At 71.2% G+C, this 11,149-nt stretch carries 14 protein-coding genes and 1 pseudogene; 8 read left to right on the plus strand and 7 right to left on the minus strand.

Translation table 11 applies throughout. From position 1 onward, the window contains the following. The first annotated feature begins 114 nt into the window (after nucleotides 1–114). Both K7G60_RS36860 and K7G60_RS36865 read left to right on the plus strand, forming a co-directional pair. Complete coding sequence (locus K7G60_RS36860) at nucleotides 115–651, plus strand: MarR family winged helix-turn-helix transcriptional regulator (RefSeq protein ID WP_225805328.1); 537 nt, start codon at nucleotides 115–117, stop codon at nucleotides 649–651. Nucleotides 652–757: 106 nt separating this feature from the next. After that, nucleotides 758–1,054, plus strand: coding sequence for a hypothetical protein (locus K7G60_RS36865; protein ID WP_225805329.1), 297 nt, complete (start codon nucleotides 758–760; stop codon nucleotides 1,052–1,054). 10 nt (nucleotides 1,055–1,064) lie between these two features. Here the strand turns inward: K7G60_RS36865 and K7G60_RS36870 are convergent, their stop codons facing one another. From K7G60_RS36870 to K7G60_RS36895, 6 genes are all read right to left on the minus strand, one after another. Then, nucleotides 1,065–1,604, minus strand: coding sequence for a hypothetical protein (locus tag K7G60_RS36870; protein ID WP_225805330.1), 540 nt, complete (start codon nucleotides 1,602–1,604; stop codon nucleotides 1,065–1,067). A gap of 84 nt (nucleotides 1,605–1,688) precedes the next feature. Further along, entirely contained in the window at nucleotides 1,689–2,447 is a 759-nt protein-coding gene (locus K7G60_RS36875; RefSeq protein WP_041130880.1) for a succinate dehydrogenase iron-sulfur subunit, read from the minus strand. Beyond that, nucleotides 2,447–4,201 carry a succinate dehydrogenase flavoprotein subunit gene (sdhA, locus tag K7G60_RS36880; RefSeq protein ID WP_225805331.1) on the minus strand — a complete coding sequence of 585 codons (1,755 nt, stop codon included), beginning with the start codon at nucleotides 4,199–4,201 and terminating at the stop codon, nucleotides 2,447–2,449. Before sdhA ends, K7G60_RS36875 begins: the two co-directional genes overlap by 1 nt. A 25-nt stretch (nucleotides 4,202–4,226) precedes the next feature. Further along, the gene (locus K7G60_RS36885; RefSeq protein ID WP_225805332.1) at nucleotides 4,227–4,703 is read right to left on the minus strand and encodes a succinate dehydrogenase hydrophobic membrane anchor subunit; all 477 of its coding nucleotides are present in this window, start codon (nucleotides 4,701–4,703) and stop codon (nucleotides 4,227–4,229) included. Between the two features lie 8 nt (nucleotides 4,704–4,711). Next, nucleotides 4,712–5,092: a succinate dehydrogenase, cytochrome b556 subunit gene (gene sdhC / locus K7G60_RS36890; RefSeq protein WP_015035721.1), complete on the minus strand. Its 381-nt coding sequence runs from the start codon at nucleotides 5,090–5,092 to the stop codon at nucleotides 4,712–4,714. A 192-nt stretch (nucleotides 5,093–5,284) separates the two neighbouring features. Next, on the minus strand, nucleotides 5,285–5,902 hold the full coding sequence (locus K7G60_RS36895; RefSeq protein ID WP_225805333.1) for a 2-oxo-4-hydroxy-4-carboxy-5-ureidoimidazoline decarboxylase: 618 nt from the start codon (nucleotides 5,900–5,902) through the stop codon (nucleotides 5,285–5,287). A gap of 137 nt (nucleotides 5,903–6,039) precedes the next feature. On the opposite strand from K7G60_RS36895, the gene K7G60_RS36900 reads away from it, so the two are divergent. From K7G60_RS36900 to K7G60_RS36915, 4 genes are all read left to right on the plus strand, one after another. Continuing rightward, nucleotides 6,040–7,689 (plus strand): glycoside hydrolase family 20 protein, encoded by a 1,650-nt coding sequence (locus tag K7G60_RS36900; protein ID WP_225805334.1) that lies wholly within the window; start codon nucleotides 6,040–6,042, stop codon nucleotides 7,687–7,689. Between the two features lie 46 nt (nucleotides 7,690–7,735). Continuing rightward, nucleotides 7,736–7,966 (plus strand): antitoxin, encoded by a 231-nt coding sequence (locus tag K7G60_RS36905; RefSeq protein WP_225805335.1) that lies wholly within the window; start codon nucleotides 7,736–7,738, stop codon nucleotides 7,964–7,966. After that, complete coding sequence (locus K7G60_RS36910; RefSeq protein ID WP_225805336.1) at nucleotides 7,963–8,397, plus strand: type II toxin-antitoxin system VapC family toxin; 435 nt, start codon at nucleotides 7,963–7,965, stop codon at nucleotides 8,395–8,397. The genes K7G60_RS36905 and K7G60_RS36910 overlap by 4 nt, the downstream gene beginning before the upstream one ends. Nucleotides 8,398–8,513: 116 nt before the next feature. Next, the gene (locus K7G60_RS36915; protein ID WP_225805337.1) at nucleotides 8,514–9,074 is read left to right on the plus strand and encodes a hypothetical protein; all 561 of its coding nucleotides are present in this window, start codon (nucleotides 8,514–8,516) and stop codon (nucleotides 9,072–9,074) included. A 3-nt stretch (nucleotides 9,075–9,077) separates the two neighbouring features. Here K7G60_RS36915 and K7G60_RS36920 read toward each other — a convergent pair whose 3' ends face one another. Next, the gene (locus tag K7G60_RS36920) at nucleotides 9,078–9,815 is read right to left on the minus strand and encodes a Clp protease N-terminal domain-containing protein (RefSeq protein ID WP_225805338.1); all 738 of its coding nucleotides are present in this window, start codon (nucleotides 9,813–9,815) and stop codon (nucleotides 9,078–9,080) included. Between the two features lie 392 nt (nucleotides 9,816–10,207). On the opposite strand from K7G60_RS36920, the gene K7G60_RS36925 reads away from it, so the two are divergent. Both K7G60_RS36925 and K7G60_RS36930 read left to right on the plus strand, forming a co-directional pair. Continuing rightward, a complete protein-coding gene (locus K7G60_RS36925; protein WP_225805339.1) occupies nucleotides 10,208–10,888 on the plus strand; it encodes an RNA polymerase sigma factor in 681 nt (226 codons plus the stop codon). Then, nucleotides 10,888–11,149: pseudogene (locus K7G60_RS36930) on the plus strand (hypothetical protein); the annotation flags it as partial. The gene K7G60_RS36925 and the pseudogene K7G60_RS36930, both read left to right, overlap by 1 nt.

Raw genomic sequence — 11,149 nt, forward strand, 5'->3', positions numbered from 1 at the left:
GGGTGGGTGCGCACGGGGGCGGTGGCCATGGGCCGCAGAGTATTTCGGTAACGAATAATTCGTCAACGAAATACTTCTCGGGAGAACGGCGCCCCGCCGACGTACGATCACCCCATGGCGCACCCCGAGGAACAGCAGGAACCGCGCGACTGGACCGACGACCACGTCGACCGCTGGCAGCCCGTCCTGCCCGGTCTCGACCCCGTCGTCGAAGGCGCGGTCACCCGGATGAAGAAGCTCTCGGTCCATCTGCGCCGGGTCAGGGAGCAGTCCCTCGTCGACTTCGACCTGGAACGCCACGAGTTCGAGACCCTCCACAAGCTCGCGGGCCGCGGCGGCAGCGCCGCCCCCTCCGAACTCGTCCAGGACCTCGACCTGGCCCCCGCCTCCGTGTCCGGGCGCCTCGACGCCCTGGAGAAACGCGGCTTCGTCCGCCGCACCCAGTCCACGACCGACCGCCGCCGGGTCGTCGTCGAACTCACCGCCTCCGGCCGCGAGACCTGGCTCGGCGCGATGGACGTCCTGGGCCACGAGGAGTACCGGCTGCTCGGCGTCCTCACCCCCGAGGAACGCGAACTGCTCAACGGCATGCTGCGCCGGATCATGGTCGAGGCGGAGTCGGGCGGCCCCGCCCAGTCCTGGCACGCCTGAACCCGCCCGGCATACCCGAACCCGCCCGGCATACCCGAACCCGTCCGGCCCGCCCGGCCCGCCGGCGGCCCGGGCGTTGTCGGTGTCCGCCCCTACGCTGCTCGGCATGGGAACGGTGACCTTCGTCGACGAGACGACCACGGGGGGCCGCACGGCCGGCCCCCGCCTGCCCGTCACGGAAGAGCGGCTCACCCTGCGGGAGCTGATCCGCCGCAGGACCGAGCACGAGACGGCCCGCGAGGACACGCCGTCGGCCTTCGCCCGGGCCGTCGAGGCCTTCGGACGCAACGGCTTCCTGGTGCTGGTGGGCGACCGTCAGGTCGAGGAGCTCGACGAGACGGTGACGGTGGGTCCGGAGACCGAGGTCGTCTTCCTCCGGCTCGTCCCCCTCGTGGGCGGCTGACCCCCGGACGTCACATGCTCAGCGAGCGCGCGTAGTTCAGCTGGCCCATGACCCAGTGGAAGGTGTCCGGGCCCGTCGCCGGGATCATCGTCGAGTGGTGACGGCCGCCGCTGGTGACCGTGACCTGGATGAAGCCGGTGGTCTGCTTCTCCTTCATCAGCAGGAACAGCAGGCCCAGGAAGCAGAGGACGAAGAAGACGACGGCGAGGACGATCGCCACGGTGGGCATCTTCTCCTCGGTCCGCGACATGTCCATCGCGTTCCACACGGCGCCCTTGAGGGGCATGTTGCCGGCCGGCGTGATGATCTGGTCGCCGACCACGGTGATGTCACCGAGGCTCAGCAGCGGCGCGCCCCCGCCCGTCGGCGCGTGCTGCGGCGGCACCGGCACGCCGCCCGGCAGGGTCGGCTGGTAGGACGGCGTCTGCGGGTACCCGTACGCGGGCGTCGCGCCCTGCGGATATCCGTACGCCGGACCCCCGGGCGTCGCGCCCTGCTGCCCCGGCCCCCACTTGTACTCACCGTCCGCGTAAGGGTTCGGCTCGCTCATCAGTCCCCGATTCTCTGTGCAATGGAAAAGCCCGCTCCTGCACGCCGCAGCGTACAGAAGCGGGCTTTCCCGCCGTACCAGTGGTCAGAAACGACGCGTGATCAGCGCGCGCTTCACTTCCTGGATGGCCTTCGTGACCTCGATGCCACGCGGGCACGCGTCCGTGCAGTTGAACGTCGTGCGGCAACGCCACACGCCGTCCTTGTCGTTCAGGATCTCCAGGCGCTGCTCGCCCGCCTCGTCACGCGAGTCGAAGATGAAGCGGTGCGCGTTGACGATCGCGGCCGGACCGAAGTACTGGCCGTCGTTCCAGAAGACCGGGCAGGACGACGTGCACGCGGCGCACAGGATGCACTTGGTGGTGTCGTCGAAGCGCTCGCGGTCCTCGGCGGACTGCAGACGCTCGCGCGTCGGCTCGTTCCCCTTGGTGACCAGGAACGGCATGACGTCCCGGTACGCCTGGAAGAACGGCTCCATGTCCACGACCAGGTCCTTCAGGACCGTCAGGCCCTTGATGGCCTCGACCGTGATCGGCTTCTCGGGGTTGATGTCCTTGATCAGCGTCTTGCAGGCGAGCCTGTTCTTGCCGTTGATCCGCATCGCGTCCGAGCCGCAGATGCCGTGCGCGCACGAGCGACGGAAGGTCAGCGTGCCGTCGACGTCCCACTTGATCTTGTGGAGGGCGTCGAGCACACGCTCCTTCGGGTCGATCTCGATCTGGAAGTCCTCCCAGACCGCGGCGTCCGACACCTCGGGGTTGAAGCGGCGGATCCGCATCGTGACCGTGATGTACGGGGAGGCGGCGGACTCCGCCTCGACCTTGTCCAGTACGGGGGTAGCCATCAGTACTTACGCTCCATCGGCTGGTAGCGGGTCTGGACGACCGGCTTGTAGTCGAGACGGACGGTCTCGGAGCCGTCCTCGCCGACCTCGCGGTACGCCATGGTGTGGCGCATGAAGTTGACGTCGTCGCGGTTCGGGTAGTCCTCGCGGTAGTGACCGCCGCGGGACTCCTTGCGCGCCAGGGCCGAGACGGCCATGACCTCGGCCAGTTCGAGCAGGTTGCCCAGCTCGATGGCCTCCAGGAGGTCGGTGTTGAAGCGCTTGCCCTTGTCCTGGATGGACACGTTCTCGTAGCGCTCGCGCAGCTCGGCGATCTTCTCGACGGCCGTCTTGATGGTCTGCTCCGTGCGGAACACCATCACGTTGGCGTCCATCGTCTCCTGGAGCTCACGGCGCAGGTCGGCGACCCGCTCGTTGCCCGTGGAGTTGCGGAGCTTCTCGATCTGGCCGACGACGAAGGCCTCGGGGGCCTCCGGCAGCTCGACGAAGTCGTTCTTGGCGGAGTACTCGGCGGCGGCGATGCCGGAGCGCTTGCCGAAGACGTTGATGTCGAGCAGCGAGTTGGTGCCGAGGCGGTTGGCGCCGTGCACCGACACGCAGGCGACCTCGCCGGCCGCGTACAGGCCCGGGACGACGGTGGTGTTGTCCGCCAGGACCTCACCCTCGACGTTGGTCGGGATGCCGCCCATGGCGTAGTGCGCGGTGGGCTGGATCGGGATCGGGTCCGTGTACGGCTCGATGCCGAGGTACGTGCGGGCGAACTCGGTGATGTCCGGGAGCTTGGCGTCGAGCTGCTCCGGCGGGAGGTGCGTCAGGTCCAGGTAGACGTGGTCGCCCTCGGGACCGCAGCCGCGGCCCTCGCGGATCTCCGTGTAGATGGAGCGGGAGACGACGTCACGGGACGCGAGGTCCTTCATGACCGGCGCGTACTTCTCCATGAAGCGCTCGCCGTCCTTGTTGCGGAGGATGCCGCCCTCACCGCGGGCGCCCTCCGTCAGCAGGATGCCCATGCGCCAGATGCCCGTCGGGTGGAACTGGAAGAACTCCATGTCCTCCAGGGGCAGACCGCGGCGGTAGCAGGCGGCCTGGCCGTCACCGGTCAGGGTGTGCGCGTTGGAGGTCACCTTGAAGAACTTGCCGGTGCCGCCGGACGCGTAGATCACGGCCTTCGCCTGGAAGATGTGGATCTCGCCGGTGGCCAGCTCGTACGCGACCACACCGGCGGACTTCTTGACGCCGTCGACCTCGGTGATCAGCTGGTCCAGGACGTAGAACTCGTTGAAGAACTCCACGCCCTCCTTGACGCAGTTCTGGTACAGCGTCTGGAGGATCATGTGGCCGGTGCGGTCCGCGGCGTAGCAGGACCGGCGGACCGGGGCCTCGCCGTGGTTGCGGGAGTGACCGCCGAAGCGGCGCTGGTCGATGGTGCCGTTCGGGGTGCGGTTGAACGGCAGGCCCATCTTCTCCAGGTCGAGGACGGCGTCGATGGCCTCCTTCGCCAGGATCTCGGCGGCGTCCTGGTCGACCAGGTAGTCACCGCCCTTGACCGTGTCGAAGGTGTGCCACTCCCAGTTGTCCTCCTCCACGTTCGCCAGCGCGGCGGCCATGCCGCCCTGCGCGGCGCCCGTGTGGGAGCGGGTGGGGTAGAGCTTCGTCAGCACGGCGGTGCGGCTGCGCTTCGTCGCCTCGATGGCGGCGCGCATGCCGGCGCCGCCGGCGCCGACGATGACGGTGTCGTACTTGTGGATCTTCATGACGTGGATTACCTCAGCCCCGTGCCTAGCGGATGTTCGGGTCGAAGGTGAAGATCACCAGCGTGCCCAGAAGGATGGTGAACACCGTGGCGGTGTACAGCAGGCCCTTGAGCCACAGGCGCGTGTTGGCCCGCTCCGCGTAGTCGTTGATGACCGTGCGGAGACCGTTGGCGCCGTGCAGCATGGCGAGCCAGAGCATCAGCAGGTCCCAGACCTGCCAGAACGGGGACGCCCAGCGGCCGGCCACGAAGGCGAAGCCGATCTTGGAGACGCCGCCGTCCAGGAAGAGCTGGATCAGCAGGTGGCCGAGGACCAGGACGACGAGGACCACGCCGGAGAGGCGCATGAAGAGCCAGGCGGCCATCTCGAAGTTGCCGCGGGTCGCGCGCGGGGTCTTGCCCGTGCGCTTGCGGGGGGCCTCGATGTACGGCGCGGGGTTGTCCACGTCGTAGCGCGGGCCGCCCTCGACGGGTCCGATCGCGGAGGTGGTGTCAGTCGACATGTCTGGCGTCAGCTCCCGAACAGTTCACGTGCGGCGTGCCCGAGGACGGGGTACAGCGAGCCCGCCATCAGCACGACCCAGATGCCCACGACGGTCCAGAGCATCTGCTTCTGGTAGCGCGGGCCCTTGGACCAGAAGTCCACGGCGATGACCCGCAGGCCGTTCAGCGCGTGGAAGAGGATGGCGGCGACGAGGCCGTACTCCAGCAGAGCGACGATCGGCGTCTTGTAGGTCGCGACGACCTCGTCGTACGCCTCGGGGGAGACGCGGACGAGAGCGGTGTCCAGCACGTGTACGAACAGGAAGAAGAAGATGAGGACGCCGGTGACTCGATGAGCCACCCAGCTCCACATTCCTTCCCGGCCGCGGTACAGCGTTCCAGCCGGCACGGAAAAACCCTCCGGGAGCGGGGATCAGGGTCGGCCGGCTTCTCTGTCGGTCTGACCCGGCCGGGTACGGTCCACCGGCCCCGGTCATCGTAGCGACGACTTGTCGGTTCGCTCGCCCGGGGTCCATCGGTGTGATCAAACAGGCACGGACGGGCTATCGCGCAGGCCGGAATCGCCGCATTGCGGACGGAATCACGGCCCGGAGTGTCGCGATGTGAGCCCATCGGCCAGCCGGAAGGCGAGCCGGGCGCGGGCGAGCCGGCGGAGTTCGTCGGCGGCGACCACCCGCTCCTCCTCCGCTTCGTTGCCGAGACGTGACCGGATACCGGCCAGTAGCTGGTCCAGCCGCTCCCCGGGGCGCACTCCGTCGAGGCTGATCACGAAGGCGTGCCCGAAGCTGCTCTCGTACGCGGCGTGGGCGGCCCGCAGCGCGGTCCGGGCGGCCGGCGGGGCGTCCGGATGGGGCAGCGCGGAGGACTCGGCGGCCAGGGCCTCGTCGAGATCGGCGCGGGAGAGGTCGTATCCGGCCTCGTCGGCGGCGGCGAGCAGGGCGTCCACGGTCGGGTACGGGCGGTGCGCCGCCACCCGTTCGGCCCAGCGCGTGCTGTGGCAGCAGGAGAGCAGCAGTGCCATCGCCTCGGCGGGCGGGGCCGCGTTGAATCCGACGAGACCGCCGGTGTGCCGGGAGCGGGCCTGCTGGGCAGGTATGGCAGGCGTGTCCGCGGAGCCCGGCTTCCGGCAGGGGGCGTGGGTGTCGCTGGTCAGCGTGGGCTCCGGTACTCCGGGACGGGTGGGGTGGGCGTGACTCAACGTTATCGACGGGATGAGGGAAGTGTCCGACGGATGCGCGATTTTCACCCGGAAGGGAGAGTTTCGGAACAGATGATGGACGATCGGCTTCCGGCCCGTCGGCTGGTGGGACCCCCATCGGTGCGGGAGGATTCCGAATGATGCGGTACTCCCCACGGGGGCCTCGCCGGGGCCCCGCCCTCCTGGCGACCGCGGTGGCACTGGCCACCGTGGCGGCCTGCTCGAACGGTTCCCCGACGGGCCCGCCGGGTCCCTCCGCCCCCTCCGCCCCGCCCTCGCCCTCCACGGCCGCGTCCGCGGGAGCCACGCGCACCAGCGCCCCGCCGCCGAGCCCGACACCGACGCCGACGCCCACGAAGACCTACCCCCTCTCCGCCGCGCCCCGCACCGTCCCCGCCGTCCGCGCCCACGAGGCCGCCCGCGGCCCCGGCTGGAAGCCCGCGCCCACGGGCGGGGTCGTCCTCGCCGCGAACAGCGGGGCCCTCGCCGACGAGGGGCGGCTGCTCGCCGGGGAGCTCGGCATCCCCTACCGCGGCGCCGCCACGGCCGGGCCCGGCGACGTCGAGCTGGCCCTGGGCGGGACGGGTGCCCCCGAGTCGTACACCCTGACGGTCACGGGCGGCCGCGTCCGGATCGCCGGCCCCGACGAGGCCGGGGTCTTCTACGGCACCCGCACCCTCAAGCAGTCCGTCAGGGCCGACGGCGCCATGCCCGAGGGGACCGTCACCGACCGGCCCGCGAAACCGCAGCGCGGCCTCATGCTCGACATCGCCCGCAAGCACTTCACCGCGGCCTGGATCGAGGACCGCATCCGCGAGATGAGCGACCTGAAGCTGAACCAGCTCGGTCTGCACTTCTCCGACGACCAGGGCTTCCGGATCGAGTCCGAGAGCCACCCCGAGGTCGTCTCGGCCCAGCACCTCACCAAGGCCGAGGTCCGCCGGATCCTCGCCCTCGCGGCGAGCCGCCACGTCACGGTGATCCCCGAGATCGACTCGCCGGGACACCTCGGCGCCGTCATCGCCGCCCACCCCGGCCTCCAGCTCGTCAGCGCGAGCGGCCGGGCCCCGCGCGGGACCGTCGACATCTCGAACCCGGACGCGGCGAAGATCGTCGACGAACTGCTGCGCGAGTACACCCGGCTCTTCCCCGGGGCGTACTGGCACCTCGGCGCCGACGAGTACGTCGCCCTGATGGCCAGGAACCCCGAGGCGAGCTACCCGAAGCTGGCGCGGGCCGCGGTCGCGAAGTACGGGCCCTCCGGCCGCGTCCAGGACCTCGCCACCGGCTGGCTCAACGACCGCGCGGCCGTCGTCCGGCCCACCGGCAAGACCCTCAAGGCCTGGAACGACGGCTTCTTCACGGGCGGCGTGGTGAGCCCGGACCGGGACATCGAGGTCGAGTACTGGACGGGCCGGGAGATCGGCGCCCGGCTGCCCGTCTCGTACCTGAGCGCGGGCCGCAAGCTGGTCAACCTCAACGACGACTACCTCTACTACATCCTGGGCGAGCCCAATAAGTTCCCGTACCCCACCGGCCGCCGGATCTACGAGCAGTGGACCCCCCGCGTCCTGCGCGGCTCCACCCCCGTGCCGGCGCGGTACGACGCCCAGATCCTCGGCGGCAGGTTCGCGGTCTGGTGCGACATCTCGCGGGCCCAGACGCAGGCGCAGGTGGCGGCCGGCATCCGCCTGCCGCTCGCGGCCCTCGCCCAGAAGGTCTGGGACCCCAGGCCACCGGCGCTGACGTGGGCACAGTTCAGAGCCCTGGCGACGAAGGTGCGCTGATCCGAGTCTGCCAGCAGACTGCTTGCAATGCGACTACTCTTGTCGCATGGCCACTCTCTACGTGCGGGACCTGTCCGAGGAAGCGCTGACCGAGCTGAAGATACGGGCCGCCCGCAACCGGCAGTCCTTGCAGGCGTACGCGCGGACCCTGCTGGAGCAGGAGGCCGCGACGCCGTCGCTGGAAGACGTGCTCGACCGGATCCAGGGCCGGGTCACGGCGCGGCTCACCACGGAGGACGTGCTCGACGAGATCGACCGGGGCAGGCGGCGCGAGTGATCGTCGTCGACGCGGGCGCGCTGGTCATGCTGCTGTCCGACGCGGGGCCGGTCGGTGCGGCGCTGAGAGGGCGGGTGAAGGGGGAGCGCCTGCTCGCTCCGTACCTCGTGGACATCGAGGTGACGTCCGCGCTCCTGGGTCGTCATCGCGGCGGCAAGCTGACCGACCGAGAGCTGGATGACGCCTGCGCGGCCTTCGCCGAACTGCCGCTGCGCAGGTCGGAGCACCTGTTCCTGCTGCCGCGCGTGCGTGAGCTGTACGCGAACCTCACCCCGTACGACGCTCTGTACGTCGCGCTCGCCGAGGGGTACGACGTGCCGCTGGTGACGAGCGACGGCCGGATCAGGGACGGCGCGCGGGCCACCCGGGCCAAGTGTCCGGTCGAGGTGTTCAACGAGAAGACCTGCGGGGCGACGGGGAGCCCCGTCTGACCTCTATGCAGCACGCCAAGGCCACTGGCATGATTCCGGCCGCGCAGTGACGAAAAAGCGCCCCTCGGCGCAGTAGTGGAAGTACTGCGTCCGCATCGGGTGGCGAGGAGGCGTCCATGACGTCGGGAAACGGCCGGAGCCTGCTGGAACTGATCGACGGGGCCGACGAGCGAGGGCTGGCCGCGGCCGGACTCGCCTGCCTCGACCGCTGTCTGCCGCTGCTCGCCCCGGACCGGGCCGACGCCCTGCGCCCCGTGTGGGCGGCCGTCGCGCGCGGTGACGGGGGCGCGTGGGGCGAGGCCGTCGCCAAGGCCCGCGTCGAACTCGACGTCGAGGGCACGGAGGACGCCGAGGCCGTACGCCGCATGCTCACGGAGGCCCCGGCGGCCTGGACCGCCGAGGCCCTGCGCGTCTGGGCCGGCGACTGCTCCGTCGCGGCGCTCGCCCTGCACGGGCGGTACGACGCGGCCGGGGTGCCCGACGGGCTCGTCGAGCGCTGCCGGGCCGGGGACGCGGGCGGTGCGGGCCCGCTGCTCGCCGGAGAGCTCCGCCGGCAGCAGGCCGTCCTCGAAACGGCCGCCCACGGCCCGACCGGCCTGCGCCGGGCGCGTGAACTCTCCGTCGAGGGCGGCCGCGTGCTGCGCGCGGTGGTCTCTCGCCGGGCCCGCACCGCCTGACCGTCAGGCCTCCGGCGCCTGGACCACGACCGAGGAGATCGCCGCGGCGATCTCCCGCTCCGCCGTGGCCTTGTCCAGGCCGAGCCCGCTCAGCACGCCCTGCCCGTCCTCGTGCTCCAGGAGGGCCAGCAGGATGTGCTCGGTGCCGACGTAGTTGTGTCCGAGGCGCAGGGCCTCGCGGAACGTCAGCTCCAGGACCTTCTTCGCCGCCGCGTCGTACGGGACGAGCGCGGGCACCTCGTCGGCGGCCGGCGGCAGGGTCGCCGTGACCGCCTCGCGGACCTGGTCGAGGGTCACGCCCCGCGAGACGATCCAGTGCGCCGCGAGGCCCTCGGGCTCGGCGAGCAGGCCGAGCGCCAGGTGGGCGGGGAGGGTCTCGTCGTTGCGGGCGGCGGTGGCCTCGTTCTGGGCGGCCATGACCACGTTCCGGGCCCGGGGGGTGAAGCGGCTGAACCCGGCGTTCGGGTCCATCTTCTCCGCGTCGGGCTCCTTGGGGACGAAGCGCTTCTGGGCCGCCTGGCGGGTGACGCCCATGCTGCGCCCGATGTCGGTCCAGGAGGCGCCGGAGCGCCGGGCCTGGTCCACGAAGTGGCCGATGAGGTGGTCGGCGACGTCGCCGAGGTGGTCCGCCGCGATGACCGCGCTGGAGAGCTGCTCCAGGGAGTCCGGATGGACCTTCTTGATGGCTTCGATGAGCTCGTCGAGACGGACGGGGACGTTCAGACCGACTGGATTCGTCATGAGGCAACCTTAGGTTGACACCTCTCGACCGTCAACGGTCGGTTGACACCCGAAGGGCGTACCGCGCCCCGGGAGGCGAAAGGTCGCGAGAAAGAGTGAGAAGAAGAGGGAAAAGGGAGACGACCGGGGCCGCCACCCCCCACAGGAGAGGCCCCGGTCGTCGTCCACGGAGCCGCAGCACGGCTCCGTACTCCTATCAGCGCCAGGCGTGCGGTTTCTGTCACACCCTCTCGGGCGGCCCTGAGGTTGCGAGTTGCACAAAGACCACGGACGGCGTGGACGGGACACCGCGACAGCACGTAGCGTGCAGATGCGCGAGCCGGCGTGGCGGTGATGACCAGCCGCGATGACGCGGGGCGCGGCCACGCTACCGACGAACAGGGTTTAGGGGAGTGCTGGGGGACGACGCGGAGCTGACGGCCGCGGTGCTCGCTGCGCAGGACGGGGACGAGGACGCCTTCCGTACTGTGTACCGCACCGTGCATCCCCGGTTGCTCGGCTACATACGCACACTGGTCGGCGACACGGACGCCGAGGACGTCGCCTCCGAGGCCTGGCTCCAGATAGCCCGCGACCTCGACCGCTTCGACGGCGACGCGGACCGGTTCCGCGGCTGGGCGGCCCGGATCGCGCGCAACCGCGCCCTCGACCACGTCCGGATGCGCGGCCGCCGCCCCGCCGTGGGCGCCGACGAGACCGAACTCGCCGACAAGCCCGCCGACTCCGACACGGCCGGCGAGGCCCTGGAGGCCCTCGCCACCGGCGACACCATGCAGCTGATCGCCCAGCTTCCGCAGGACCAGGCCGAGGCCGTGGTCCTGCGCGTCGTCGTCGGCCTCGACGCCAAGAGCGCCGCCGACACCCTGGGGAAACGCCCCGGTGCCGTGCGCACCGCCGCGCACCGGGGACTCAAGAAGCTCGCCGAACTCCTCGGGGCCGACGGCGGGCACGGCGACGGCCCGGGAACCGTCGTCCCCCTGGACGGCGTCCCTCCGCAGCGCGGTCGCGCACCGGGGCCCGTCGTCCCCGGTGGTGTGACGCAATCACGTCCGCGTACGCAGAAGGACATGTGATGGCCGACGAGCGGTACCAGTGGCTCGATCAGGAGGCCGCGGAGCGGCTGCTCCGCGGTGAGCCGGTCGAGGCCGTCGACGACCGTGCGCGCGCCGAGGCCGAGCGCCTCGCCGCGGCCCTCGGCACGGCCCGTGTCCCGGCCGTGCCGCCTGCCGCGCGCACCGAACTGCCGGGCGAGGCGGCGGCGCTCGCCGCCTTCCGCCGGGCCACCGCCGAGCGGGCCGCGGCCGCCGGCGCGTCCGCACCCGCCGGCCGCGCCC

This window comes from Streptomyces sp. NK15101, from assembly GCF_020400725.1.
Taxonomy (GTDB): Bacteria; Actinomycetota; Actinomycetes; order Streptomycetales; family Streptomycetaceae; genus Streptomyces.